The sequence below is a fragment of the endosymbiont of Lamellibrachia barhami genome (assembly GCF_011947365.2).
Taxonomy (GTDB): Bacteria; Pseudomonadota; Gammaproteobacteria; order Chromatiales; family Chromatiaceae; genus QGON01.
The window spans coordinates 3,442,627-3,469,071 of record NZ_JAAVSH020000001.1; the positions used below are offsets into that span (position 1 = coordinate 3,442,627).

At 54.8% G+C, this 26,445-nt stretch carries 21 protein-coding genes; 12 read left to right on the forward strand and 9 right to left on the reverse strand.

What is annotated here, in order from left to right; translation table 11 throughout:
- The first annotated feature begins 333 nt into the window (after window positions 1-333).
- The 11 genes from G9Q73_RS15825 to G9Q73_RS20245 all read left to right on the forward strand — a co-directional run bounded on the left by G9Q73_RS15825 (window position 334) and on the right by G9Q73_RS20245 (window position 9,920).
- Window positions 334-822 carry a methylated-DNA--[protein]-cysteine S-methyltransferase gene (locus G9Q73_RS15825; RefSeq protein WP_177420634.1) on the forward strand — a complete coding sequence of 163 codons (489 nt, stop codon included), beginning with the start codon at window positions 334-336 and terminating at the stop codon, window positions 820-822.
- Entirely contained in the window at window positions 822-1,727 is a 906-nt protein-coding gene (gene xerD / locus G9Q73_RS15830) for a site-specific tyrosine recombinase XerD (protein ID WP_177420635.1), read from the forward strand. The genes G9Q73_RS15825 and xerD overlap by 1 nt, the downstream gene beginning before the upstream one ends.
- Window positions 1,728-1,827: 100 nt before the next feature.
- On the forward strand, window positions 1,828-2,310 hold the full coding sequence (locus G9Q73_RS15835; protein WP_177420636.1) for a YajQ family cyclic di-GMP-binding protein: 483 nt from the start codon (window positions 1,828-1,830) through the stop codon (window positions 2,308-2,310).
- 3 nt (window positions 2,311-2,313) lie between these two features.
- The gene (locus G9Q73_RS15840) at window positions 2,314-3,075 is read left to right on the forward strand and encodes a DsbC family protein (protein WP_177420637.1); all 762 of its coding nucleotides are present in this window, start codon (window positions 2,314-2,316) and stop codon (window positions 3,073-3,075) included.
- A gap of 163 nt (window positions 3,076-3,238) precedes the next feature.
- Window positions 3,239-3,994, forward strand: coding sequence for a PP2C family protein-serine/threonine phosphatase (locus G9Q73_RS15845; RefSeq protein ID WP_177420638.1), 756 nt, complete (start codon window positions 3,239-3,241; stop codon window positions 3,992-3,994).
- A 59-nt stretch (window positions 3,995-4,053) separates the two neighbouring features.
- Window positions 4,054-4,713: an FHA domain-containing protein gene (locus G9Q73_RS15850; RefSeq protein ID WP_177420639.1), complete on the forward strand. Its 660-nt coding sequence runs from the start codon at window positions 4,054-4,056 to the stop codon at window positions 4,711-4,713.
- Between the two features lie 160 nt (window positions 4,714-4,873).
- Window positions 4,874-5,197: a hypothetical protein gene (locus G9Q73_RS15855; protein WP_177420640.1), complete on the forward strand. Its 324-nt coding sequence runs from the start codon at window positions 4,874-4,876 to the stop codon at window positions 5,195-5,197.
- 159 nt (window positions 5,198-5,356) lie between these two features.
- Window positions 5,357-6,283, forward strand: a complete 927-nt coding sequence (gene hemF, locus G9Q73_RS15860; protein ID WP_177420641.1) for an oxygen-dependent coproporphyrinogen oxidase — start codon at window positions 5,357-5,359, stop codon at window positions 6,281-6,283.
- 54 nt (window positions 6,284-6,337) lie between these two features.
- Window positions 6,338-7,027 carry a DUF2461 domain-containing protein gene (locus G9Q73_RS15865; protein WP_177420642.1) on the forward strand — a complete coding sequence of 230 codons (690 nt, stop codon included), beginning with the start codon at window positions 6,338-6,340 and terminating at the stop codon, window positions 7,025-7,027.
- 277 nt (window positions 7,028-7,304) lie between these two features.
- Window positions 7,305-8,810 carry an ABC-F family ATPase gene (locus tag G9Q73_RS15870; protein ID WP_177420643.1) on the forward strand — a complete coding sequence of 502 codons (1,506 nt, stop codon included), beginning with the start codon at window positions 7,305-7,307 and terminating at the stop codon, window positions 8,808-8,810.
- A gap of 525 nt (window positions 8,811-9,335) precedes the next feature.
- Entirely contained in the window at window positions 9,336-9,920 is a 585-nt protein-coding gene (locus tag G9Q73_RS20245; protein WP_304956608.1) for an ATP-binding cassette domain-containing protein, read from the forward strand.
- Window positions 9,921-9,926: 6 nt separating this feature from the next.
- Here G9Q73_RS20245 and G9Q73_RS15880 read toward each other — a convergent pair whose 3' ends face one another.
- From G9Q73_RS15880 to G9Q73_RS15905, 6 genes are all read right to left on the reverse strand, one after another.
- A complete protein-coding gene (locus G9Q73_RS15880; RefSeq protein WP_177420644.1) occupies window positions 9,927-11,075 on the reverse strand; it encodes a Wadjet anti-phage system protein JetD domain-containing protein in 1,149 nt (382 codons plus the stop codon).
- The gene (locus G9Q73_RS15885; protein ID WP_177420645.1) at window positions 11,062-11,724 is read right to left on the reverse strand and encodes an SbcC/MukB-like Walker B domain-containing protein; all 663 of its coding nucleotides are present in this window, start codon (window positions 11,722-11,724) and stop codon (window positions 11,062-11,064) included. Before G9Q73_RS15885 ends, G9Q73_RS15880 begins: the two co-directional genes overlap by 14 nt.
- A 493-nt stretch (window positions 11,725-12,217) precedes the next feature.
- A complete protein-coding gene (locus G9Q73_RS15890) occupies window positions 12,218-15,484 on the reverse strand; it encodes an ATP-binding protein (protein ID WP_177420646.1) in 3,267 nt (1,088 codons plus the stop codon).
- Complete coding sequence (locus tag G9Q73_RS15895; RefSeq protein ID WP_246345313.1) at window positions 15,481-16,146, reverse strand: DUF4194 domain-containing protein; 666 nt, start codon at window positions 16,144-16,146, stop codon at window positions 15,481-15,483. The genes G9Q73_RS15890 and G9Q73_RS15895 overlap by 4 nt, the downstream gene beginning before the upstream one ends.
- Window positions 16,146-17,639 carry a DUF3375 domain-containing protein gene (locus tag G9Q73_RS15900; protein WP_177420647.1) on the reverse strand — a complete coding sequence of 498 codons (1,494 nt, stop codon included), beginning with the start codon at window positions 17,637-17,639 and terminating at the stop codon, window positions 16,146-16,148. Before G9Q73_RS15900 ends, G9Q73_RS15895 begins: the two co-directional genes overlap by 1 nt.
- A gap of 245 nt (window positions 17,640-17,884) precedes the next feature.
- A complete protein-coding gene (locus G9Q73_RS15905) occupies window positions 17,885-19,786 on the reverse strand; it encodes a DmsC/YnfH family molybdoenzyme membrane anchor subunit (protein ID WP_177420648.1) in 1,902 nt (633 codons plus the stop codon).
- 157 nt (window positions 19,787-19,943) lie between these two features.
- Between G9Q73_RS15905 and G9Q73_RS15910 the strand changes: the two genes are divergently transcribed.
- The gene (locus tag G9Q73_RS15910) at window positions 19,944-20,831 is read left to right on the forward strand and encodes an IS1595 family transposase (protein ID WP_218649973.1); all 888 of its coding nucleotides are present in this window, start codon (window positions 19,944-19,946) and stop codon (window positions 20,829-20,831) included.
- Between the two features lie 220 nt (window positions 20,832-21,051).
- Here the strand turns inward: G9Q73_RS15910 and G9Q73_RS15915 are convergent, their stop codons facing one another.
- The 3 genes from G9Q73_RS15915 to nirB form a co-directional block, all read right to left on the reverse strand.
- Window positions 21,052-23,256 carry a molybdopterin oxidoreductase family protein gene (locus G9Q73_RS15915; protein WP_177420650.1) on the reverse strand — a complete coding sequence of 735 codons (2,205 nt, stop codon included), beginning with the start codon at window positions 23,254-23,256 and terminating at the stop codon, window positions 21,052-21,054.
- Between the two features lie 136 nt (window positions 23,257-23,392).
- Window positions 23,393-23,722 (reverse strand): nitrite reductase small subunit NirD, encoded by a 330-nt coding sequence (gene nirD, locus G9Q73_RS15920; protein WP_177420651.1) that lies wholly within the window; start codon window positions 23,720-23,722, stop codon window positions 23,393-23,395.
- An 11-nt stretch (window positions 23,723-23,733) separates the two neighbouring features.
- A complete protein-coding gene (nirB, locus tag G9Q73_RS15925) occupies window positions 23,734-26,172 on the reverse strand; it encodes a nitrite reductase large subunit NirB (protein WP_177420652.1) in 2,439 nt (812 codons plus the stop codon).
- Window positions 26,173-26,445 lie beyond the last annotated feature (273 nt).

Below are 26,445 nucleotides of genomic sequence, written 5' to 3' on the forward strand. Positions count from 1 at the left end.
AATACGATATATCTTATTGATAAATATATATTAATTATCATTGTGCAAAAATTAAACAATTTAATGACAATGCTGGAACAGCAAGGGCTAGGGGCAAACATAATCACCTTACCCACAAAGTTATCCACAGGATCTGTGGAAAGATTTCAGTGTTGGGATATACCGATCCAACAGCCTCCAACTGCGTTTTTCCAGCGCTGAATGACCTAACGGCAGGCCGCGAGTCTCCTTTTTGCAATAACCCGCTTATGGGGTATTCAGCAAAGCCCCGCAGAGGTAAGGTAGCGGAATAACTTGGACGGCAGGATCTATGCACACTGACAAAGATAGATAATGAGTCAGCAACACAGAGAATTTCAGGCGATTTTCCCCGCTCCATTTGGTGCGTTAGGGATTGTAATGCGGGGTGAAACACTGCATCAGATCGACTTTCTGCCCCAGAATACTTCACCCAACCCCCCATCAGATGATGTCACCAGAAACGTAATTTCCCAGATTCAACACTATTTAGTTGATGGTAAGCGCCAATTCACTCTGCCACTGCAACTGTATGGCACCGATTTCCAACAGAGAGTCTGGGCTGAGCTTCAAACAATACCATCCGGTGAGGTCCGCACTTACGGAGAGGTTGCCAAACGACTCAACACTAGCCCCCGTGCCGTCGGCAATGCCTGTCGCGCCAATCCCTGTCCTGTCGTAGTGCCCTGCCACAGAGTGGTGGGCGCCAATGGCATCGGTGGATTTTCGGGTAAGCGGGAGGGTGGACCGCTGGCGATCAAACGCTGGTTGCTGAATCACGAAGGCTGGTCCGGTTGCAACTGATGGCGTTGCCGGCGGAGGTTCAGGGACGCATCGAAAGTTTTGCCGATGCCCTTTGGATGGAGCGAGGGCTGAGCCGCAATACCCTCAGTGCCTATCAAAGCGATCTAAACAAGGTCTCGATCTGGCTGCTACAGCAACGAAAAACCGATCTGCTGAATGCTGACCGCGGTGATCTGTTGCTCTATCTGGCAGAGCTTGCCCGACAGGGTCTCAAACCCCGATCGACCGCACGAAGGCTCTCCTGCCTGCGCCAGTTCTATCAATATGCCCTGCGTGAAGGCTGGATCGAACACGATCCCAGCGCCCTCATCGACGCACCCAAGATCGGACGCTCCCTGCCCGGCGCCCTGACCGAAGCGGAGGTCGAGGCTTTGCTCGAAGCTCCGGATCTGGCGGATGCACAAGGGTTTCGGGATCGCACTATGCTGGAAGTCCTCTATGCCTCCGGCCTGCGGGTCTCGGAGCTGATCAGCCTGCGTCCGGAGCAGGTCAGCCTGACCCAAGGCGTGATAAGGATCATCGGCAAAGGCGGGAAAGAGCGGCTGGTGCCACTGGGAGATGAGGCTCAATCCTGGCTGATACGTTTCCTGAAAGGCCCCCGACAGGAAATTCTGGGCGCCCGGCTCTGTCCCGACCTCTTCCCCACACGCCGTGGCAGCGGAATGACCCGTCAGGCCTTCTGGTATCTGATCAAAAAACATGCGATCACTGCAGGTATCAGCAAGCATCTCTCCCCACACACCCTGCGACACGCCTTTGCCACCCACCTGCTGAACCATGGGGCAGACCTGCGGGTCGTACAACTGTTGCTCGGTCATAGCGACCTGTCCACCACCCAGATCTATACCCATGTGGCGAGGGAGCGGCTGAAAAGCCTGCACGCCATCCACCATCCCAGAGGTTGAGAATAGTTTGTCATCCCGACTTTACGAGTTATGAAGCCAACCTCACATTGTGCTACATTCCGGGCAGTTTCAGGTTGACCGGGCAAATCAGGAGTTTTCAATGCCGTCATTCGATATTGTGTCAGAAGTCGACATCCAGGAGGTGCGAAACGCCGCGGATCAGGCGAACCGTGAGATCGGCACCCGCTTTGACTTCAGAGGCGTGGACGCAAAATTCGAACAGAATGAGAGCGAAATCACCCTGCGTACCGAGCAAGAGTTCCAACTGCAGCAGATGATGGATATTTTGCGGCAAAAACTTGTCAAACGAAAAGTCGATATCGCCTGTATGGATATCAATGATCCGGAAACCACACTTAGCACCGCCCGCCAGCAGGTCATCATTAAACAGGGCATAGATACCGATACCGCCCGCAAGATAGTCAAGGCGATCAAGGCAAGCAAGATCAAGGTTCAGGCCCAGATCCAGGGTGAACAGGTTCGGGTAACCGGCAAGAAACGGGATGATCTGCAGCAGATCATCGCCATGTTACGGGAGGCTGACTACGGCCTGCCACTGCAATATCAGAATTTTCGGGATTGATTAATGAAGAAAAATTTTAATATCCGCCGCAAACAAGCGGGATTCGTTTCAGCGGCAACCTTGGTCGCCCTGCTCTCCTTCGGCAACATCCAGGCTGCGGACGATGCCGCAACGATCAAACGAGTCCAGGATGGGATCGCCAAGCTGATCCCCGGAGAGACACCGGACAGCATCACCGAATCGGTGATCCCTGATCTGTACGAAGTGATGATAGGGCCACGTCTGTTCTATGTCAGCGGTGATGGAAAGTATCTCTTCAACGGTAAACTTTTTGAGATCGCGACAAGAGAGGATCTCTCAACGCCTAAGATCTCCCTGGCCAAGGCGGATGCCATTACCAAGGTTGGCGAGGAGAACATGATCATCTTTGGCTCCGATGATGCCAAACACACCATCACCGTGTTCACCGATATCGACTGCGGTTATTGCCGCAAACTGCACAGTGAGATCACGCAATACAACGATCTCGGCATTCGTGTCCGCTATATGATGTTTCCCCGTGCCGGTGTAGGCAGCGCCTCCTATACAAAGGCCGTCTCTGTCTGGTGCGCCGATGACCAGAAAGCTGCAATGACCCTTTCCAAGGCCGGTAAGCCCATCGATGAAAAGCTGTGCGACAATCCAATCGTGGATCACATGAAACTGGGCGAACTGCTCGGCGTCACAGGAACCCCGGCGGTCTTTCTTTCCGATGGGGAACTTATGCCCGGTTACGTCCCGGCGGCCAAGATGTCGGCCTACCTGAATGGACGCACAAAAAAGTAGTTCAGCTGTCTTGAGAGACAACTACGGGGAGCTTCGGCTCCCCTTTTTTTGCCTTGTTTTCGTGACATGACTCACAATCAGCATATTTGCGAGTTCAACGGGTCAATAAATTGGAACAACTGCCGCTAGCCTTCTCAAGCAATATTAGTCACTAGAGGAACAGATGGTGCAGGCCCATAAACTGGATCTGGCTTATCGCTCCGAAACGGGGCCCGTGCGCAAGAGCAACCAGGACACGATCGGCACAGATGAGGCTGCCGGTATCGTAATCGTTGCTGACGGCATGGGGGGCGCAAATGGCGGTGATATCGCCAGTCAACTTGCAGTTGATCTGTTGATGCAATATTTCACTGACGATGAACGTAACCCAATCGCTGAATCCGACCATCAACTCCAGGAAAGCCTTTCGGTTGTCAACAATGCCATCCTGGAAGCTGCAGAGCAGATGCCGGAACTACAGGGAATGGGTACCACACTGGTATTGGGCATGTTCGATGAGAATCATCTGCGCTACGCACACGTTGGAGACTCCCGACTCTACCGTCTGCGTAACGGCAAGCTGACCCCTCTGACCCGCGATCATAGTCTGATCGAGGATATGATCGATAAGCAAGTATTCTCCTCATCGCTGGAAGCGATTGAAGCCGGTGTTCCACGCAACATTCTTTCCAAAGCATTCGGTACTGCACCAAATGTAGAGGCTGATATCGCCAAGACCGATCTCAAGGTGGGAGATATCTATCTATTCTGCTCCGACGGCCTGACCAGCATCGTCTCCGATGAAAAGATAGAGGATGAGCTGCTCAGCACAGACAAGAATTTGATTAAACAGGTCGATGAACTGATTGAAAACGCCTGCAACAATGGCGGCACCGATAATGTTTCGATTGTGCTGGTAAGCATTGATGAGGCGGCTTGAGTGAAGACCCGCTGAGTTATGAATGCGAAGATTTATTACTGTATTAGGGTAGTTGAATCATGGAAAAACTCGTTATTTTAAACAACAACGAAACGCTTCAGGACTTTCCTTTGGAGCAGAGACGCGTTGAACTGGGACGGGACTCAACCAACGACATCTGTCTTGGTGACCAGTCAGTCAGTCGCCATCACGCCAGTCTGGTGAGAATCTACACCGAGTACTATCTGGAAGACCATCGCAGCACCAATGGTACCCGGCTGAATGGCCAGGATATCAAAAAGCATATGTTGAAAAACGGCGATGTCATCGAGATCGGAAAGTATCAGCTTAAATACAAGAAACAACAGGAGACGAGTGACGAGAACGACCTCGACAGGACGGTCGTCATACAGCCGTCAGTCCAAAAACGTCTATCGCGGGCAAAACCGGCCAAAAATCCGGTAACCTCCAAACCTGGCTTGGCCTTTATCCACTATTTGGCAGGACCGGAGAAAGGTCAGGAAGCAAAACTCAACCGCGCCTTCTTCACTATCGGGGAGACAGGCGGCGATCTTGCGCTGATTACCAAACGTCATCAAGGTTACTATCTGCTGAAGCTTGGCGGACACACAATCCCTTCGGTTAACGGCAAATCTGTGCGCGCAGGAGGCGTCGAACTCACACATGGTGATCAAATCGTATTTGGTGAACGCCAATTGGAGTTTCTCTCAGGAAGTTGAACCTTATTCGTGGGAAGCCCAAGAAAAACCACCTCGCCACGGACGAACGGGGAATTAAACCCAAGGAGATTAAAGTTACTCCTCTCTCTGCCGCTCCAATCAATAGATTCCCGATCATTGATCGTTAAACACAAGTCCAGCCGTTAAGGAGTAACAGACCATGGCAGCAGAATCACTCGATCACAACCGCATGCTGCTGGAGATCGACCGCACAATCCGCGACATCAACCGTAATATCATCAACCCCATGATACCTGAGCTCACACTGAAGGATCTCTGTCCGGTCATGGAACTGGTCGCCCGTTCAAGGGGACTCTATCTGAAAGAGTTGTTTGAGGTAACTGAGATTTCAGGAGACAAAATGCCCTCTCAGGATCAGATAGGACGATTGCGGAAGCTGCGGGAGAACTTCGAGGAACTGGTCAAGAGCGCACAAGCGCTGGAAACCGCCATAGAGCGTGGATATCTGGACGTCAATCGCTGAACTGATATCCAGTCCCCTTCCACCGTAACTCGCGCGGTTATTAACGGCAGAGATGCATTGCGATCTCTGCTGTTCTCATATACAACATCCCAGAAAGAATCAGACGGTCTCTCCACACTAGGCCAACTCGCCTCCAAATCGATCTGGGACAACGACCCAATGACCACACCGGATAAAAATGCTGTAAAGCGCTATCTGTCGAGACTGCAGGAACAGATCTGCTCCAGACTCGAGGAGGAGGACGGCGAAGGACGGTTTATCCGAGATGCCTGGCAGCGGGATGAAACCGACAAACTCGGCGGTGGTGGTATCAGTCGCGTACTGCGAGACGGCGCAGTCTTCGAGCAGGCCGGCGTCAACTTCTCACATGTCACCGGCAGCAAGATGCCGCCTTCCGCCACGGCACACAGGCCGGAACTGGCCGGACGTGCATTCGAGGCGATGGGCGTATCCCTGGTGATCCACCCCCACAACCCCTATGTACCGACCTCCCATGCAAATGTACGTTTTTTCATTGCCGAAAAAGAGGGTAGCGATCCCGTCTGGTGGTTCGGCGGTGGTTTCGATCTGACGCCCTACTATGGAAATGAGCAGGACTGCCGCCACTGGCACGATATCTCAAAGGCTGCATGCTTACCCTTCGGCGAGCAGGTTCACCCGAAATTCAAACAGTGGTGCGATGACTATTTCTATCTCAAACACAGAGAGGAACCAAGAGGCATCGGTGGCCTCTTTTTCGATGACCTGAACGAGTGGGGTTTCGAAAAGAGTTTCGACTTCATGCGTAGCGTGGGTGACCACTATCTGGAGGCCTATCTCCCTATCGTCACACGACGCAAAGCAGTTGCTTACGGTGGGAGGGAGCGGGAGTTTCAACTCTATCGGCGCGGGCGTTATGTCGAGTTCAACCTGGTCTATGATCGCGGCACCCTCTTTGGCCTGCAGTCAGGCGGACGAACCGAATCTATCCTGATGTCCATGCCGCCGCTGGTGAGCTGGCGCTACGATTGGCATCCTGAACCGGGTTCGCCAGAGGCCGAACTCTATGAGAAATATCTCAAGCCACGGGAGTGGGCCAGCACGTAGGATTGAATCCTTGAGGTTTTGACCTACCATCAAAGTAAACGAACGGAGGGAGTCATGAGTGCTTTCAAAGGTTTTCCAGAGACCTGTCTCCCTTTTCTGGAGACCCTGTCAAACAACAATAACAGAGCCTGGTTTAGCGAAAACAAAACTGCTTACGAACAACAGATACGTGAACCGGCGCTGGCATTCATCGAGCATATGCAGCCCCGACTGCAGAAGATCTCCCCACGATTCCGCGCCATCGCAAAAAAGTCTGGCGGTTCCCTGATGCGGGTCTACCGGGACACCCGTTTCTCAAAAGACAAAACGCCCTATAAAACCAACATCGGCATTCAGTTCCGCCACGAACTGGGCAAGGATATCCATGCACCGGGTTTTTATGTTCACATAGAGCCGGAACTCTGCTTTGTCGGCGCCGGTATCTGGCATCCGGAGAACCCCCTTCTGGGGAAGATTCGTGATTTTATCGTGGACAATCCGGCATCATGGAAAGCCGCCAGGGATGACAAAACCTTCCGCAGACATTTCACCCTTGAGGGTGATTCGCTCAAACGCCCCCCGCGGGGTTTCCCCCCCGAACATGCGTTGATGGACGATCTCAAACGCAAGGACTTCATTGCCTGTAAATACTTCGATTGCGGAAAGATAACAGCACCATCCTTTGCCCAGTTTGTTTACAACAGTTTCAAGCAGGCAGATCCGTTCATGCGCTACCTGTGCAGCGCAGTGAATGTAAACTATTAAGCCGTAGGCCCGATCAAGCGTAGCGGATCGGGCGTTATTGCATTGGCAGGATCAATAAGGTTGCCGGTTCCGCTGCGTTTGAACCGGCCTACATCTATGGAGTCATTCGGAAAGGGTGACTTCTTGCTGCGAAGTATTAACTCAGTTCAATCCAGGGTTGCACCCCCCACCCCAAGCTGTGCCATAATGCGCCGATTTTGTGCTTAACGCCTTCTCGCTCGCACTTTCTCGCCTGTCCAGTAGTCCACAAGCATCTCACTATTTTCCGGAAAATATTTTGATCTCAACAGCCAATATCACCATGCAGTTCGGGGCCAAGCCCCTGTTTGAAAACATCTCGGTCAAGTTCGGCAGCGGCAACCGCTACGGCCTGATCGGCGCCAACGGTTGCGGCAAGTCGACCCTGATGAAAATCCTCGGCGGAGATCTGGAACCGACTGCCGGCAACGTCACTGTCGACCCCAACGAGCGGTTAGGCAAACTGCGCCAGGACCAGTTCGCCTATGAAGAATCTACGGTACTCGACACCGTGATCATGGGACACGCCGAGCTGTGGAAAGTGAAGCAGGAGCGTGACCGTATCTACGCACTGCCAGAGATGAGCGAAGAGGAAGGGATGCAGGTGGCCGAGCTGGAGGTGGAATTTGCCGAGTTCGACGGCTATACCGCCGAGTCGCGCGCAGGAGAACTGTTGCTGGGCCTGGATATCCCGCTGGAGCAGCACAACGGCCCGATGAGCGCAGTGGCCCCCGGCTGGAAACTGCGTGTTCTGCTGGCTCAGGCGCTGTTCGCCGAGCCAGACATCATGTTGCTCGACGAGCCCACCAACAACCTCGACATCAACACCATCCGCTGGCTGGAGGATGTGCTCAACGAACGCAACTCCACTATGATTATCATCTCCCACGACCGTCACTTTCTGAACAGCGTCTGCACCCACATGGCCGATCTGGATTACGGCGAATTGCGGGTCTATCCGGGCAACTACGATGAGTACATGACTGCAGCCAGCCAGGTTCGCGAACGCCAGCTGGCCAACAACGCCAAGAAAAAGGCGCAGATCGCCGAACTGCAGACCTTCGTCAGCCGCTTCTCCGCCAACGCCTCAAAGGCCAGGCAGGCCACCTCACGCGCCAGACAAATCGACAAGATCCAGCTCGATGAGATCAAGCCCTCCAGCCGTCAGAACCCCTTCATCCGCTTCGAGCAGGAGAAGAGACTCTACCGCCTCGCCCTGGAGGTTGAGGGACTCAGCAAAGGCTATGATGAAAAACCGCTGTTCAGCGGCCTGGATCTGATGGTCGAGGTTGGTGAACGCGTCGCCATCATCGGTCCAAACGGCATAGGTAAAACCACACTACTTCGCACCCTGGTCGGCAGCGAACACCGTGGCCTGAGTCCTGACAGCGGCACGGTGAAATGGTCGGAGAATGTCACCATCGGCTACTACGCCCAGGATCATGCTGCCGATTTCGAAGAGGAGATGAACCTGCTGGAATGGATGAGTCAGTGGCAGCAGGAGGGCGACGATGAACAGGTGGTGCGCAGCTATCTCGGCCGCATGCTCTTCTCTCAGAAGGAGATCGAAAAATCCGTAAAGGTGATCTCTGGTGGAGAGCAGGGGCGCATGCTCTTCGGCAAGATTATGATGCACAAACCCAATGTGTTGGTGATGGACGAGCCGACCAATATACCGCCGAGTCGCACGGGAGAACTGTTACTGGGCTGGATATCCCGCTGGAGCAGCACAAGCAGCCCGATGAGCACCAGTAGCCCCGGCTGAAACTGCGATGTTCCTGCTAGCTCAGGCACTTGTTCGCCGAGCAGACATCATGTTAGCTCGACGAGCCTGTAACCTCGACATCAACACCATCCACTGGCTGGAGGATGTGCTCAACGAACGCAACTCCACTATGATTATCATCTCCCGACCATCTTTCTGAACGCGTCTGCACCCACATGGCCGATCTGGATTACGGCGAATTGCGGGTCTATCGAAGACGCTTCGATGAGTACATGACTGCAATGGCCAGGTTCACGAACACCAACTGGCCAACAACGCCAAGAAAAAGGCGCAGATCGCCGAACTGCGAAAGACTTCGTCAGCCTTCTCATAACCTCAAAGGCCAGGCAGGCCACCTCACGCTTGAACAAATCGACAAGATCAGCTCATTGAGATCAAACCCTCAACCGTCAGAACCCCTTCATCCGCTTCGAGCAGGAGAAGAGACTCTACCGCCTCGCCCTGGAGGTTGAGGGACTCAGCAAAGGCTATGATGAAAAACCGCTGTTCAACAGCCTGGATCTGATGGTCGAGGTTGGTGAACGCGTCGCCATCATCGGTCCAAACGGCATAGGTAAAACCACACTGCTTCGCACCCTGGTCGGCAGCGAACACCGTGGCCTGAGTCCCGACAGCGGCACGGTGAAATGGTCGGAGAATGTCACCATCGGCTACTACGCCCAGGATCACGCTGCCGATTTCGAAGAGGAGATGAACCTGCTGGAATGGATGAGTCAGTGGCAGCAGGAGGGCGACGATGAACAGGTGGTGCGCAGCTATCTCGGCCGCATGCTCTTCTCTCAGAAGGAGATCGAAAAATCCGTAAAGGTGATCTCTGGTGGAGAGCAGGGGCGCATGCTCTTCGGCAAGATTATGATGCACAAACCCAATGTGTTGGTGATGGACGAGCCGACCAACCACCTGGATATGGAGTCCATCGAGTCACTCAACACGGCGCTGGAGAACTACCCCGGCACACTGATCTTCGTCAGCCACGATCGGGAGATCGTCTCCTCACTGGCCACCCGCATTATCGAACTCACCCCCGAGGGGGTGGTCACCTTCAAGGGCAATTACGAGGAGTATCTGCGCGGCCAGGATTTGGTTTGATGTCTCTCAGGCAAGTGCATGCCAACGGGTAATCTCATTTTTCACCAAATCATCAGGAATAAACTCCTGCTCCAGCCGACCTTTCTCTGATCGACAGAGTCTGAGATACAGCGCCTTCTCCTGTTCGGTGAGTTGGGAAGGCGTGGATTCACCTGCCGTTACGGGTTCGGCAACAGCCTTCTCTTTGTTACAGCATTCGAAGGTCTCCTCGTCCATCAATATCGGCGTCAGGGCCGGCTGGTATGAACGGGCCGTGGCAAGCATGGAGAGACCCCAGGTGTCGATGTCTCCCCAATAGGCGATATTTTTATTGCGGATCCAGGCGGCTTGCATCCAGCTTAGATTAAGCCCCGCCCCAAGTATGGCGATGGTGTCGCGCAGTGACGGCAGTTGATAGAGGGAACGCTCGTTCTCGACAATCAGCAGATGAGTGCCGGGCAGTGGTGTTTGCGCGAACTCACTGCTTCTCACTCTGAGTTGCCTGAAAGGGAGAAGCCCTGCCTCCAGAGGGGCAATCAGCAGCCAGTGCTCGCTCTCATCGAGCGCCCCGAGGAAAAACTCAAGACCCCGATCTATAACCTGCTGGCCGAATCGCAACTCAAGCAGCTTGCCCACCAGGGTGCGATTACGCTCGAAAAACTTGCTGTCGCAACCGGCGACAGAGAGCGCCCGCAAGGGTTTGCCTTCGGCGCATCCGGATTCAAGTTGCAGCGCTACCTCACAGGCCTTGATGGTCTCTTCAACACTTCTGGACAACAGCTGCTGCCGCTGGCGAATCAGAAGGGGGTGAAACAGCGGGTCGACGTCAGCCAAGATTGTGGATAACAACAGATACTCCTGCCGGATCGTCGCATCGGCCATCGCCTCTATCCACTCGTCAGCCGATTGCAGTACCCAGTTCAGTGGGAGTTGAACCGCTTCCGCCGTGCTGCGGTAGTTGACCGGCTGCCAGTCGATTTCTCCTGTTGTTACTTTGCGCCAGAGCTCTATGTGTTTTCTGACGGCAGATATTTCATTGTTGATTTGTGCAGGAGAGGGCTTTCCGATAGGCAGCGTCAAAGGCCAGGCGCTATGATCCAACAGCCGTTGTTCGCGCAACTTGCCGTTTTGCCATTGACGCCGAAGTTTGTGACGTAACTCCTCAGGCGTTTTCATTGGAACGTTCCAGCCGCTTTTTTGCTTGCTGATCCAGCTCTTCCCAACTGAGAGATGTGGTGGTGGCGCGCTGTCCACGCCTGTGTACCAAAATCGCCGAGCGGGTGTGTGAACGCAGCAGCCGCATCTCTTTGTTGGGAGTGATGAACAGGGGATGCAGCCCGAACTGGCGCAATGCCCCGATGATGCGTGCGGCGACGGACTGAGAACTCTTGGAGAAGGCCTCGTCGAGTACCACCGTGCCGAACAGGGGATGACCCATGCCGTCAGGGCAGAGTGCATAACTCAATGAGGCGGTGAGGATATAGCTGGTGATGATCTCCTTTTCGCCACCACTGCCCCCTTGCGATCCGGTACGAACCTCGATTACCCGCTCACCGTCGCGCTCAATTACCGCTACGTAGAATTGCAGGCGGTAACGCGGATCGAGCAGTGCCTTGGCGCCCACGGTCTTGTGGCGTTCCACCGCATCGCGTAACAGGCGAACCACCTCCACCAGGGCGCGATAGTGGGACTCCCCCTGATCCTCTTTCAACGCGGCGCTACGCAGATGGCGTTGTGCCTTTTGGATGGCTGTCAGAGTCTCATGGATCACCCGCCGCGGTTGCAGTTGCAGGTAGCATCCGGGCTGGAAATCGACTTTGACCATGGTCTGGTTGAGCTCATCGATCCGCTCCTCGATGACCGATGTCTCGTTGTCGATATAGGCCAGTAGTGGCAGAATCAGAAGGGGTGAAACAGCAGGTCGACATCAGCCAAGGTGTGGATAACAACAGATACTCCTGCGGATCGTCGCATCGGCCATCGCCTCCTATCACTCATCCAGCCGATTGCAGTACCGGTTCAGTGGGAGTTGAACCGCTTCCGCCGTGCTGCAGTAGTTGACCGAAGCTGCCAGTCGATTCTCCTCGTGGTACTTTGCGCCAGAGCTCTATGTGTTTTCTGACGGCAGATATTTCATTGGTTGGTTGTGCAGGAGGGGCTTTCCGATGAGCGGCGTCAAAGGCCAGGCATATGATCCAACAGCCGTTGTTGCGCGCAACTTGCCGTTTTGCCACCGTGACATGAAGTTTGTGACGTAACTCCTCAGGCGTTTTCATTTGGAACGTTCCAGCCGCTTTTTGCTTTGCTGATCCAGCTCTTTAACTGAGAGATGTGGTGGTGGCGCGCTGTCCACGCCTGTGTACCAAAATCGCCGAGCGGGTGTGTGAACGCAGCATCTCTTTGTTGGGAGTGATGAACAGGGGATGCAGCCCGAACTGGCGCAATGCCCCGATGATACGTGCGGCGACGGACTGAGAACTTTTGGAGAAGGCCTCGTCGAGCACCACCGTGCCGAACAGGGGATGACCCATGCCGTCAGGGCAGAGTGCATAACTCAATGAGGCGGTGAGGATATAGCTGGTGATGATCTCCTTTTCGCCACCACTGCCTCCCTGTGATCCGGTGCGAACTTCGATCACCCGCTCACCATCACGCTCAATTACCGCTACGTAGAATTGCAGGCGGTAACGCGGGTCGAGCAGTGCCTTGGCGCCCACGGTCTTGTGGCGTTCCACCGCATCGCGTAACAGGCGAACCACCTCCACCAGCGCGCGATAGTGGGACTCCCCCTGATCCTCTTTCAACGCGGCGCTACGCAGATGGCGTTGTGCCTTTTGGATGGCTGTCAGAGTCTCATGGATCACCCGCCGCGGTTGCAGTTGCAGGTAGCATCCGGGCTGGAAATCGACTTTGACCATGGTCTGGTTGAGCTCATCGATCCGCTCCTCGATGACCGATGTCTCGTTGTCGATATAGGCCAGTAGTTGGGTCACCCCCTCATCTGAGGATTTATTGAGGTACCCCAGAAAGCGTTCTACTTTTTCCGGCAGCGCCTCTTTGGTCAGCAGCTCCAACCGTTGAAGATAGCTGGGGGTATCACGAATCTCTGTCCCTGCCTCTGCAAGTGCGCCGGTATCCTTGGTCTTCGCATTTCCCATCAATGAAATCAGTCTTTTTTCTGTGGCTGAGAGTGTACTTTCAGCCTTGGTCAACTGCTTCTGGGAGTTATCGCTCGCTTCACGCTCTTTCTCATCCAGGTGTTCAACCTCTTCAATCGCTATTTTTCCAAATTGGCTGTCTCCTATTGCCTGTTGTTCTGCTGACAGCACAGTGCTCATCCGTTTGGCAAGTTGTCTGATTCTATCCTTCGCCCGTTTTATCTCTGCCTGAAATATTTTTTTCTGCTGCTCGTTTTCCAACAGTTTCTGTTGGCACTGGTGCAGTTTCTGTTTTGCCTGCTGCCACTGCTCTCTGGCGCGTGTGGTGTCGGAATCGGGATCCTGTAACTGCTCAAGCTGTTGCCGCAGGCGTAGCAACAGCGTCTCGGCGGATGCTATATCGATCTCACTGAATTGCAGCTCTTCCAATCTGGAAAGCAGTTGAATCTGTCGACCAAGCTGTTCATGTCGTTCTTTTGTCCGGGTAAACAGCTTCTCTTTCTCTATGACTTCATGGCCCGCTTGAGACAGTTCATGCTCCAGTTCGCGCAGCCGGTCACGGTTACTGAAACCTGTCATCCAGTCGGCATCGAGAGGTCGCTGATCCTGCTTGTCGAACTGGCCATGTTTACCCGACATCATCCCCTTAACGGTCATTGCGTGTGGGGTTCTATGCAGCATCTCACTGCTATCGACGCAGTGGCGGTCTATATCGGCGAGGAAGGTTTTTATCGCTTCACGCAGCGGGTGTTGCCCAAAGTTGAGTTTGTGGGTGAAACCGTCATTGAGAAAACTGGCCCGGCCGGAATACTCTGCCGCATCGAGCAGACGCACATGCAGGCGATTGTCGCGTTGGTTGACCCATGCAAGGGCCTGCTGCATCTGTTCGCCCGGCACGATCAGGCGCAGGCGGTGACTGCCGATGGCGCGTTCGATTGCACCTCGCCACGCCTTCTCCTCCTCTTTGATCTCGACCAGCTCGGCGACATAAGCCAGATCACTGTGAGGAATGTTGAGGATCTCGGCCAAGTCATGTTTGAAGTTGAGGTAGCGACTGTCGATGTTGGAGCCGCTATGACTGCGCGCCTCCTGTAACGCTGTTTTTAAACTCGCTTCACGCCCTCTCGTGGAGAAGAGTGACCCACCCTGTTGATCCCGCTGCTGATCCAGTTCGGCCAGCTTGGGTTCGTTCTCTCTACGCACAGCCTCACTGCGTTGCCGGTTATCGGCAAGTGCGGCCTCCGATAGGGTTGCATCGAGATCAAGCGCCTTCGCCAGTTGCAGATAGTCGTGAGCCTCACGTTGACAGTTACGAAGATTGCTCTCCTGGATCGTGATCTGCTGTTCCAGCTGCTCAATGTTGCCGCCGCCTTGTTCGATATAGAGACGATGCAGATCTTCAGTCTCCTGTTCCTGTTTGTGCTGGCGGTTTGTCAGGTCAGCCGAGAGGTGTTCACTCTGTGCAAGATCATCTTTAAGACTGGCGTGTTTCTGCTGCCATAATCTGTGTCCCTGGGTAGCGAACCAGAGCGGCAGAATCTGTTTCAAACGGGAAAGCCGCTCGACCTCTTCACTCTTGCGCAAGCGAACCCGCTCTTCCGCTTCGATCGGCAATAGGGATTGTTGCTGGGTGCGGGCGATCTCCAGTTCGCTGTGGATCTCCTTGAGTACATCAAATCCATCCACCACTTCGGCAGCGCGTTTGAAAGCCGACTTATCATCCAGAACCAGTTCGCGAAACAGCGCGTCGATGCTGTTGAGCTGTTTGAGTCCGGCGGCGCGATTGAGCAGGGAGAAGGCATTCTCGCCCACCTCGAAAAATCGCCGCAGTTGGGCCAGATAGGCTTTTTTACTGTCGTGGGTATGGAGGTTGCTCTGTTCCCTGCCAAACCGTTTTACCGCCCTGGCGCCACCCTCGCGATGCAGTTCCAGCCAGTCGCCAATACCCAGCTCACTGTTACGACTGAATATCCAGAGCCGTTTGAGGTCACTCATGGATGAACTGCTGCCGTCGAGCCAGAAGAGTCCGGTAAGCGAGACGTACTGCTCCCCGTCTGTAAAACGGGCGCCGACGGCAGTGACCGTGGAGCCGCTTCTGGCAATATGCGCATTGTCGCCGCTCTCGTTGCCTTCGCCGGAGACTCCGCGAATATAGGAGATCAGGTCACGATCACTCTCGTGCCCTCCGGTGGAGGCGAGATTGTAGAGCGGGCGGGCGGCGACCAGGGTCATCAAGGCATCTACCAGGGTGGTCTTGCCGCTGCCTGTCTGACCGATAATGGCGCTGCCGTGCGGGTCGATCTCGGCCCGGTGAAGGCCACTGAACGGACCCCAGTTATAGACCTCCAGTTGTTCGATGATGTAAGGGGCACGGCTCTGCAGCTCCTCAAACATCAGCCCTTGCCCGGACTGTTTGGCACGGCTCATTCAGCAGACTCCTGTTGTATCTCTGCCTGCTGTTTAAAGGCCGCCAGCAGGTTCTGCAGGTTTTCCGGATTGGCGATGTGCACGATCAGCGGCCGGATGGTGAGTTGATCGTTTTTATCTATTTCCGAAACCAGGCCATGGCCCCGTAACTGCTCCAGCAGTTGGCGTAAACGCTTGTCATTGCGGCTGTCGCTGCCCGTTTCGCCCAGAAACTGGTTCAGCTCCGGCATCAGCTCATCGAGATGGGCCAGCGCCGATTGGGTACCGATACCCGACTCCATCTCATGGGCGATAAAGATCCGCCGCAGGATCGCCACCAGAAGCGACTGCTCCAGATTGAGCCGTTGACGGCGCACCAGCGGATGGCTCCACTCATCCTTTTCGCTGTCGGCATAGTCTTCGATGATAGCGAGGTATGCGATGCCGCGGATGTCATCGATCTTCAGCGCCATATCCAATGGTTCCAGAATGGTGTTGACCGCCTGAAAAGAGGTCAGCGCAATACGATAGAGATTGGGTTTGTGCTCTGCTTCCAAAACGCCATATTTGAGCAACTCCTGCACGACGCTTTTTAACGATTGCGGCGTGAGCTCCTGTGAGTCAGAGGGGGCAGGTCCGTTGTTTGTCCCTTCGTCCATGGGGGTCTGTTGCTCTTCACTCATCACAGTTCCAGTTCGATACCACTCAAGGCATCGCTGCTCAGTTCCACCTTCGGCAGGGTAAAGCGGTAGTGGATGCCGTCCGGGTTACTCAGATCGATATATTCTTGTTCATCGTCGAAGGGGATATCGGCCTCCAACGCCATAGACAGCCAAAGCGCCAGTGACTCCAGATCGTGGGTTGGCGGGATTTTCCAGGCGATTTCTCTGATGGTCAGACCGCGACCTTCGGCAGCCAGCAGTGCCTGCGTCTCTTCCACCAAAGCCTGCCTGTCCAGGGCATCGAAGGATGACCAGAATTCATCATCCACATCGTCCAGATCGGTGGTCTGTTCCACCAGATCAAGCATGGGTTCGATGCCTTCGGATAGATCTTTAAAGCGCAGGCGCTCCAACACCGGCAGGGTGCTGTTGGCGACCCCAATGGGCGGCAGGGGGCTGGGGGATCGCCGCAGGGCCTGACGGCTCCAGTCGATTGTGGCGGCCTGGGCAAAGATATTATTCAACAGCTGACCGACCCTGTGGTGCTCGGAGGCGAGGCCGGTTTTGAGGAAACCTTTTACATCACGTTCACTGCGCGCCCGGGCACGGATCACGATGCCGCTCTCACCCACCAGGCGGATGATCAGTCGACTCAGTTCAGTTTGCTGCTCCCGGGTCAGCGCTTTGTGCACCACTGGCCTCCTCACCAATGAGCGAATGCGCAGTTTCATATTATCCAGTTCCAGTTTGCGCGCCAGTTGTCGCTGAAAGGCGTCAAATACCTTTCCCTCATCGGTTTGCAGCAACTGCTCATGGCTCTCCAGCAGACTGTCGACGATATTGCCCCGGTGGCTCTGTTCGCCGATGATCGACTGACGTAGCTGCTGATCAGCCTCCCGATATGAGTCCTCCACCCGGCGAAAATCGTTACGCAGGCTCATCGAGAGGTTATAGACTTCGCGGATCGATTCAATGGCGGACTGCTCCGACAATACTTTAACCTCACCCTTCTGCACTGCGGCAAGTTCAGCTTCCAGGGTGGCTATTTTATGTCGTATCAGCGCCTCCCGGTTCTTCGGATCGGGATTGATGCTGGATTCGAGATTTTCGATTTCACGCTGCACGATGGAGAGGCGCGAGGCGGTGGAGGTCATGATGCGGTTATCCAGGCCATCCACGAAACGGAAGGCCGACTCCAGGGCATCGGTTGCGATCAGACGCCCTTCACGCTCCACCACCAGACCTCGCCGAATCCATTGGCGAATCTCACGTCGCGCCTCCAGCAGATAGTCGTTACTACTTTCGATCTCACCCATCTCGTGGGAGAGCTGTAGCACTTCGCTCAACACCTGAATAGCGTTATCAAGATCGATTCCGTTCAGGCTTTCATCAAAAAGTGATTTAAGCGAACTGATAACCAGTGGCCCGGTGTGGGCCACCAACAGTTGCCAGGCGGGATGGTGTTTCTTGAGGTTGAGCAGAAACCGGGCATTGGATTTTGTGTTTTCTGTCACCTGATATAGTGCCCTGAATAATATAGAGGTCTGTGGCCAGACCCTATATTAAAACAGCGCGCGCAACTATTCAGCTTGCCTTTGATTTGCGCATCACAACCTACGGGTTTTCAATCCTGAATCATTGAACTGTGTAGGCGGGTTCAAGCGTAGCGGAACCGGCAGCCTTATCGTTCTGCCAACTCAATCGCCCGATCCGCTACGCTTGATCGTGCCTACGGCTTGAACAGGAGCAAGCCATATTCTTACCCTGTCACGATACGTCGCACCTGGGCAATCTTCTCACTCAGAGACGTCGAGCGAATCGTCTCCAGCAGTTTACCGAGTTTGAATGGGTGATGGCGCTCATAGACCACGCCCATCTGCGGCATATCAGCCAGTCCCGATTCCCGGGCGTGTTCGACAAACCCTTTGTTCTTCCAGAAGAAGGCGCCAGGCATGGTGGTGGGGATCACCAGCACATAGAAGAGCGCCCGGCCTATGACTGATGCAGCCAGGGCCATTAGCGTCAGCACAATGAATATCCAGGCACTGTTGCTGCCGATCAGCGCCACACTTACGGCCAGAGCCAGGGCAAACGCCAACAGGCCATTGCGCAGCCAATAAGGGTATCCATATATGGTGGTCTGCTCATAGAAGGAGGCGGTCCCCTCGCTCTCCTGGCCCTGTAGATCTTGCGCATGGAAAAGCAGGCCGATGCCTTCCAGTGCCAACCCCACGCCTGCCGTCATGGCAAGCAGTCGTCCCAGTTCCGGCGATAACTGGTTGGATGCCAGCGCAACTAACGCCAGTAACAGAGAGCCCAGGCTCAGGGCTGTGCCGGCAAATGTCGCTGCGGTATGCCAGTGATCCCAAAATGGGCGGGCGGGAATTCGGTAGAGCTTATACATGAAGTAACCACCAACCCCGACTCCCATGAGGCCGATAATCGCAAAAACATCCTGCACGATCCCGGGAAAGCGGTTGTCGAAAAGCAGCTGGGATAAGGCAAAGAAGGTAAAACCTGTCAGCCCGGCAAAAAAGAGTGAAACACCGGCGATCTCGCGACTGACCGGTGAGAGTCGCAAATTGTAGAAACCTCTGTAGAAGCGATGCGGTTTACCCAAGTGCATGTTGAGTTTGAACAGGCCAACAGCAGTGAGTACCAGCATGGTCAGCAAGGCGGGCAGGAAAGCTTTGCCGTCAGTGAAGCCACTCACCGATTCCAGACCAAACCAGGAGCCGATCGTCAGCATCGCGAAGGCTCCCATCACGGTCTGAATACTGAGGGTAAAGGCAACGTGGGCGTTCTCGTGGGAGCCGAGCAGCTTGCCAAAATTCCACTCCCGTTTGAATCCGTGTTTGGGGTCGAGTGCCGGGCGGAAACTGCCGTCGGCATCATCGCGGTGGTATTTCAGCGCGGTGCTATCCACACGCGCCATCTCCCGCTGGGTGGTACGGGTCTGCTGGAAGCGGATGTTGGGATGGGTAATATCGGTGCGCGGGAAGCCGGGAATCTCACTCTTCGCCTGAGTACATCCATCAGGGACATTCTCGATCACACCGAAGTCCAGCGCTTTGCCCAGGCAGGCAGAGACACACGCAGGCTTGAGACCTACTTCGAGCCGGTCCACGCACATGTTGCACTTGGTTACCTGACCCTTCACCGGGTCAAGTTGGGGCGCATTGTAGGGACAGACCCAGGTGCAGTAGCCACAGCCAAAACAGATGTCCGGATCCTGCAACACGGCACCATACTCGGTGAACTTGGTGTAAGCGCGAGTCGGACAGCCTTTGAGGCAGACCGGATCGTCGCAATGGTTGCAAGCCATGGAGATGTTGAGGCGCTGGTAGGCGGGATAGGTCCCTCCCTCCACAAAACCTACCGAGCGGAAGGCGATGTGCGCCGGATTGTCGTTCTTCTCACTGCAAGCGGCTTCACAGGCGTGACAGGCGATACAGTTGTCGGCATTGAAATAGAAACCGTGCTGCTTGTAGCGGTTGGGGTTCTCACCGATGCTGTCGTCGTCGTTGATGTTAAGACTCACACCATGACGAGAATCGCCTTCACTTACGGTTTCAATGGACTTGCCGTAACGGTTCTGACTCTGACAGACCGGGTCGTTGAGCAGAGCATAATCGGGTTCGTTTTCACGTACTTGAAACATCGTGGCACCTTACTAAGGAATTGCGATTAAGGGGGTGGACGGTTAGCGCCACTTACCCCAATATATAGGGGTGCAGTTATCAAAAAATCAATCGGCGGAAGCTCGAAGCCCGGTAGCGGGCCAAGATTACCCACGGACGTATCGTGAGTTTGTCACGATGTTTCCAGATGAAGAAGCGTGTATTCGTTACATAGAGGGCTTGCGCTGGTCAAAAGGGTTCATCTGTCCAACGTGTAATAACAATGAGTTTTGGCGCGCAAGCCGTGAGCGGCTGGTGTGCACTGCTTGCCGAAGGCATGTGCGTGTTGGCGCAGGCACGATCTTCGACAAGACACGTACTCCGCTGACAACATGGTTCGAGGCTGCGTGGCACGTTACCACTGCTAAGAATGGAATGTCAGCGAAGACTCTTGAACGCACACTTGGAACAAGTTATCGAGTAGCATGGGCTATGTTACAACGATACAGAATAGCTATGGTTCGTGCTGAGCGTGGACAATTGGTTGGCAATGTAGAGGTTGATGAGGCCTTTGTTGGAGGCGTTGAACATGGTGGAAAACGAGGGCGTGGAACGAGTAAGAACATCGTGGCGATCGCTGTAGAAATAAAGCAACCGAAAGGTTTTGGACGTGTTCGAATGCGCCACATTGCTGATGCCTCAGGAACCAGCTTACTGCCTTTTGTGCGTGACGTAGTGATGCGAGGCGCATCAGTATCGACCGATGGTTGGACTGGTTATAATGGCCTCCTCACGCATGGTTACGAACATCAGCAAACCGTGCTATCGAACTCTGGTGATCCTGCTCATGTTGCGATGCCGGGTGTGCATCGTATTGCGAGCTTGCTCAAGCGCTGGATCTTGGGAACACATCAGGGCTCAGTCACCCCTGAACACCTGCAATCCTATCTGGAGGAGTTCACCTTCCGGTTCAATCGCCGTACCTCGCTTAACCGCGGATTGGTATTTCGCCGCTTACTTGAGCAGGCTGTTGTTACTGATCCAGTCACTGATGCCGATGTCACTCATGGCTATCAGTGGAGATAACACAACATGTAGTATTTGGTGGCGCTAACCGGCTACCCCCCTTTTGCGATTATTCACCACGAGAAGCTCACGAAGAGCACGAAGGGTGACTGTTACCTATATTGTTATGGAATTTGTTTGTGTCCATCGGATTGATCACTGGCCGTAAGGTTGTCGATTTTATATTCATCTTTTTTGTCTTCGTGTTCTTCGTGGTCTCTGTGGTGAACAAAATATCCACCTAAAACTTGCGCATTTCCATACTCAACCGGGCCGCAGCTTCCTGGTCTTCTATACGTTCAATGCGTATGGCGGACTGCTTGTAAGCAGGCTGACGCGAGTGCGGATCCAACAATCCCAGGGTCAGACGGTTGGCGCAGTCGTGGAAATGGAACGGCAGGAAGACCATATTCTTAGGCACCCGCTGGGTAGGCTGGGCCATTACCACCGCGTCGGAACGGCGTGATACCAGACGCACGTATTCGCCCCGCTGTATACCCATCTCTACACACAGATCCGGGCTGATCTCGATAAACGGGAGTGGACTGTATTTGTTGTTGTTGCCGATCTTGCCGGTCTTGGTGCGACCATGCCAATGCTCGATCAGACGCCCGGTATTGAGCCAGATGGGAAACTTCCCATCCGGCACCTCGTTGTTGTCGATAAAGGGCAACGGGATCAGCTTGGCCTTGCCGTCGGCATAACGGAATGTCGTATCTTCGGTATACAGGCGCTTGCCGCCTTTGGGCGGTGCCTCACCCGTCTCCACCTGTTCCTGGGTGTAGGGCCACTGGATACCCCGGTTTTTTTCGATCAGCTCGTGAGTCATGCCGGATATGTCTGACAAACGACCTTTGGACAGCTTACCCATCTCCAGAAAAATGTCGGGCGCACGTTCCGGAAAGTCGACTTTGCCGTCGCGATTAAAGCGTTCGGCCATGCGGTTGAAGATCCACAAATCGGGCTTGGCCTGGCCTGGCGGTCGACTGATGGGGTTGATCAGATTGATCCGCCGCTCGGTATTCGTCATCACGCCCTCCTTCTCCGCCCAAGTACCAGCGGGCAGGTAGGCGTGAGCATACTGGGCGCTCTCTGAATCTTCATAGCAGTCCTGCACCACGCAGAACTCCAGTTTCTCCATCGCCTTGCGTACCCGCGAGGTGTTGGACAGGGAGGTCAGCGGATTGGTGGCGATCAGCCACAGCCCCTTGATCTGGCCCGACTCGATGGCGTGGTAGATGTCGGTCTGGAACATGCCGCGCTTTTTGGGGAGGAATTCGGGATCGATGTTCCAGGCCCTGGCGATCTCTTCCCTGTCTTCCGGGTTCTCCAGAAAACGGTAATTGGGCAGGCCGGAGCAGGATGACCACTCGCGGGTACCCATGGCGTTGCACTGGCCGGTAATCGACAGGCTGGTGCCTCCGGGCTTGCCGATGTTGCCAGTCAGCAGTGCCAGGTTGTTGATGCCCACCACGCCATCAGAGCCGTGAGTGGACTGGTTGATGCCCATGGTCCAGATCTGCATGGCCGCACCCGCATTGGCAAACAGTCGTGCAACGTGACGGATGGTATCTTCATCGATGCCGCAGATCCTGGCGGCGGTTACTGGATCATGGTTTGCCACTTCTGCCCGAAGCGCTTCGATGCCGTTGGTATTGGCCTCGATATAGGCTGCATCTTCAAGACCCTCGTCGAGGATTACGTGCATCAGGGCGTTCTGCAGCACCACATCGGTGCCTGGGGTAATCGGCAGATGCATATGCGCATTCTGTGCCAGCATGGTGACGCGGGGGTCGACCACGATGAGCGGAAAACCGCGTTTCTCCTGGGCCTCTTTCATACGCCAGTAGATAATGGGGTGCTGCTCCGGCAGGTTGGAGCCCCAGGCGATCAGACAGTCGGTATGCTCAAAATCTTCATAACAACCCGGCGGTCCGTCGGAACCAAAAGATCGTTTGTAGCCGGAGACCGCCGAGGCCATGCAGAGGGTTGTGTTGCCATCGTAGTTGTTGGTGCCGATCAAGCCACGGGTCAGCTTGCCGAGCGTGTAAAACTCCTCAGTAAGCATCTGCCCGGTGGAGATGATGGCGAAAGCGTCGCGGCCATACTTCTCCTGGATACGCCGGATTTCGTCATGCGTCTTGTCCAGGGCTGTATCCCAGTCGGTGGCCTGCCACGGCTGGTGCCAGTGGTCGCGCATCTTGGGTTCCGTGCCACGCCCGGCAGAGTCAAACAGCTCATGCTCGAAGATGCCCTTCAGGCAGAGCTTTCCCCGATTGACGTCAGCCTCGGCCACGCCACGGGACGCCACCGGCTTGCCCTGGGTATTCAGCCCCACCTCGATGGAACAGCCGGTGGAGCAGTAACCGCAGGCGGCGTACTTCCATTCGACTACACCCTTGTCGGCGATCTTTATGGGGTTCTTTTTCGAACGTCCAAATAACATGAAGCATCTCTCAATAGTAGGTTGGGCTGAAGCATGAAGCCCAACAAAGTTTTTTAGCGAGGGGGCGGAGTCAAACCGCCCGCTTGTATCGCTATTAGCGCCGCTCTTTACGCGGTTTGACTCCGACCCCTGTGAGCTAAGCTACCGCTTCTGCCGATTTCAGCTGCAGATAGACCAGGCCATCCTCAACCCGTACCGGGAAAACATTGGCACAGCCCTCATCCGGCCCCAGCGCCTCACCACTGTTCAGATCAATCTTCCAGTTGTGCAGGGGACAGGTGACTGAGGTGCCGTGCATGATGCCCTGCGACAAGGGGCCGTTCTTGTGAGGACAGGCATCCCGGATGGCGTAGACCTGATCGTCGGAACCCCGGAATAGTGCGATATCCATCTCCCGGGTCTTGATCACTCGGGAGCCGAGAACCGGAATCTGCGTCAGCTCTACCACTTCAATCCATTCACTCATTGTCTTACTCCTCACACTGCCAGTTCGATAGGGGTGAATTCATTCGCTTGCGCACCGTCGGCCCGCGCTTTCCAAGGGTCGATCTGGGCGTACTGCTGACCTATTTTGAAGCGCTCATTAAGCGCCTTGCGTCCGGCCTCATCATCGAGGATGCACTGCTTGATATGGCTCAGTCCCACGCGCTCGACCCAAGGGGCGGTACGCTCCAGGTAGTGGGCCTCTTCACGATAGAGTTGGGTAAAGGCAGCGCAATATTCCAGCACCTCTTCTTCGGTCTCGACTCTGCAGAGCAGGTCGGTAACACGCACCTTGATACCCCCGTTGCCGCCGACATGTAGTTCATAACCCGAGTCGACACAGACCACGCCGAAGTCCTTGATGGTCGCCTCGGCGCAGTTACGCGGACAACCGGAGACCGCCAGCTTGAACTTGTGCGGCATCCAGGAGCCCCAGGTAAGTTCCTCAAGTTTCACCCCCAGACCGGTGGAGTTCTGGGTGCCGAAGCGGCACCAGGTCTTGCCGGCACAGGTCTTTACGGTACGCATCGCTTTGCCATAAGCGTGGCCGGAGACAAAACCTGCATCAGAGAGATCCTTCCACATCGCCGGCAGGTCTTCTTTCTTGATGCCGAATAGGTCAATACGCTGACCGCCGGTGACCTTCATCTCCGGCACGTCGAACTTGTCGCAAACATCGGCGATGGCACGCAGATCCTTTGGGGTGCAGAGGCCGCCAAACATGCGCGGGACTACGGAATAGGTACCATCCTTCTGGATATTTCCGTGAGCGCGCTCGTTGATGAAGCGCGACTGGGCATCATCCTGGTACTCCTCCGGCCAACGCGCCAGCATATAGTAGTTCAGGGCCGGGCGGCAGCTGGCACAGCCATCCGGGGTCTTCCAGTTGAGGTATTCGAACAACTCCCGCATCGATTTGAGTTCTTCTTTTTTTATCGCCTCGATCACCACATCGTGGCTGTGTTCGGTACAGCCGCACATTGCCTGTTTGTTTGGTGAGGCGGCGTAACCCTCGCCCACGGTACTTGCCAGCAGGGCCTCCACCAAGCCGGTACAGGAGCCACAGGAGGCGGAGGCCTTGGTGTGGATCCGCACATCTTCGAGTGTAAAAAGTCCCTTGGTGGTTATGGCATTGACGATTTCGCCCTTGCAGACGCCGTTACAGCCGCAGATCTCGGCATCATCTGAGAGATTGGCAACCCGCGCCTCGTCACCGTGACCGGCGTCGCCGAGATCGTGCTGACCAAAAAGAATCGTACTGCGGAAACCGGAGATATCGGTGCCTTCGCGCAGCAGCTGAAAGTACCAGGTGCCATCCATGGTGTCGCCATACATCACCGCACCTTTGATTTGGTTATCACGGATCACCAGTTTTTTATAGACACCCTGTGCCGGATCCTGCATCACCAGGGTCTCGTCACCCTCCCCCTCATTAAATTCACCGGCGGAGAAGAGATCGATGCCGGTCACCTTCAGCTTGGTTGATGTGACTGAGCCTTCATAACGGCCATAACCGAGATGGGCCAGGTGGTTGGCGCAGACCTTGGCCTGCTCGAATAGAGGCGCCACCAGACCGTAACAGTTGTTGCGGTGCTGTACACACTCGCCGACAGAGTAGATCTTCGGATCAAAGGTCTGCATGGTATCGTCGACCACTATGCCACGCTCACAATGAATGCCCGCCTTCTGGGCCAGTTCAATATTGGGGCGGATACCCACAGCCATTACCACCAGGTCGGCTTCGACCTCGGAACCGTCAGCGAACTTCACACCAGTGACGCGTTCATCCCCAAGGATCACTGCCGTCTGTGCCTCCATCAGAAACTTCAGACCTTTCTGCTCAAGGGACTCCTTCAGCAGATTGGCCGCCGGCTTGTCGAGCTGGCGCTCCATGAGAATATCCATCAGATGCACCACAGTGACATCCATGCCACTCTTCATCAGGCCGTTGGCCGCCTCCAGGCCAAGCAGGCCGCCACCAATCACTACCGCTTTTTTGCGGGTGGCAGCGGCTTCCAACATGGTCTCTACGTCTTTAATATCGCGGAAACCAATGACGCCGCCCAGATCAGCACCAGGTATCGGAATGATGAAAGGGCTGGAACCAGTGGCGATCAGTAACCGATCATAGGCAATCGACTTGCCCGATTTGCTCTTCACCTGACGCCCGATCCGGTCAATCTCCACTACCGGGTCGCCGGTGTGCAGGGTGATGCCGTTATCGGCGTACCACTCATGGCTATTGAGGATGATATCGTCGATTGTCTTCTCGCCAGCCAACACCGGTGAAAGCATGATCCGGTTGTAATTGGGGTGGGGCTCGTCGCCGAAAACGGTGATTGCGTATTTGTCCGCCTCTTCGAGCTTGAACAGCTCCTCCAGAGTACGGATACCAGCCATGCCGTTACCAATTAACACCAACTTCTCTTTCATGGTTACCCTCTACATCTGATCCTGCGGCGGAGTTACTCCACCCTGTTCCGGCTCTTTAATGCAAAGGGTATGCCAGAAACAAAAAAGCCAGGCTATCCTCTTGTTTATGGGTGATCCCTATTTCATAGAGTTGGCTGGCCGGAAGCTATTCCGCGCTATCACGCTCTTTTTTGGTGCGCCCATCCACTCGCTGCCCCTCAATAAACCCTACTCGATATATGGGTCGAGTCTCCTGCCCATCCGTCTCCCTAATAGTGCTTTGAGAACCTGTTG

Bases quoted from the DNA above. Each gene is read 5' to 3' on its own strand.
- G9Q73_RS15825 (WP_177420634.1), top strand. From the start codon at position 334: ATGAGTCAGCAACACAGAGAATTTCAGGCGATTTTCCCCGCTCCATTT.
- xerD (WP_177420635.1), top strand. From the start codon at position 822: ATGGCGTTGCCGGCGGAGGTTCAGGGACGCATCGAAAGTTTTGCCGAT.
- G9Q73_RS15835 (WP_177420636.1), top strand. From the start codon at position 1,828: ATGCCGTCATTCGATATTGTGTCAGAAGTCGACATCCAGGAGGTGCGA.
- G9Q73_RS15840 (WP_177420637.1), top strand. From the start codon at position 2,314: ATGAAGAAAAATTTTAATATCCGCCGCAAACAAGCGGGATTCGTTTCA.
- G9Q73_RS15845 (WP_177420638.1), top strand. From the start codon at position 3,239: ATGGTGCAGGCCCATAAACTGGATCTGGCTTATCGCTCCGAAACGGGG.
- G9Q73_RS15850 (WP_177420639.1), top strand. From the start codon at position 4,054: ATGGAAAAACTCGTTATTTTAAACAACAACGAAACGCTTCAGGACTTT.
- G9Q73_RS15855 (WP_177420640.1), top strand. From the start codon at position 4,874: ATGGCAGCAGAATCACTCGATCACAACCGCATGCTGCTGGAGATCGAC.
- hemF (WP_177420641.1), top strand. From the start codon at position 5,357: ATGACCACACCGGATAAAAATGCTGTAAAGCGCTATCTGTCGAGACTG.
- G9Q73_RS15865 (WP_177420642.1), top strand. From the start codon at position 6,338: ATGAGTGCTTTCAAAGGTTTTCCAGAGACCTGTCTCCCTTTTCTGGAG.
- G9Q73_RS20245 (WP_304956608.1), top strand. From the start codon at position 9,336: ATGGTCGAGGTTGGTGAACGCGTCGCCATCATCGGTCCAAACGGCATA.
- G9Q73_RS15880 (WP_177420644.1), bottom strand. From the start codon at position 11,075: ATGAAAACGCCTGAGGAGTTACGTCACAAACTTCGGCGTCAATGGCAA.
- G9Q73_RS15885 (WP_177420645.1), bottom strand. From the start codon at position 11,724: ATGGTCAAAGTCGATTTCCAGCCCGGATGCTACCTGCAACTGCAACCG.
- G9Q73_RS15890 (WP_177420646.1), bottom strand. From the start codon at position 15,484: ATGAGCCGTGCCAAACAGTCCGGGCAAGGGCTGATGTTTGAGGAGCTG.
- G9Q73_RS15895 (WP_246345313.1), bottom strand. From the start codon at position 16,146: ATGAGTGAAGAGCAACAGACCCCCATGGACGAAGGGACAAACAACGGA.
- G9Q73_RS15905 (WP_177420648.1), bottom strand. From the start codon at position 19,786: ATGTTTCAAGTACGTGAAAACGAACCCGATTATGCTCTGCTCAACGAC.
- G9Q73_RS15910 (WP_218649973.1), top strand. From the start codon at position 19,944: ATGTTTCCAGATGAAGAAGCGTGTATTCGTTACATAGAGGGCTTGCGC.
- G9Q73_RS15915 (WP_177420650.1), bottom strand. From the start codon at position 23,256: ATGTTATTTGGACGTTCGAAAAAGAACCCCATAAAGATCGCCGACAAG.
- nirD (WP_177420651.1), bottom strand. From the start codon at position 23,722: ATGAGTGAATGGATTGAAGTGGTAGAGCTGACGCAGATTCCGGTTCTC.
- nirB (WP_177420652.1), bottom strand. From the start codon at position 26,172: ATGAAAGAGAAGTTGGTGTTAATTGGTAACGGCATGGCTGGTATCCGT.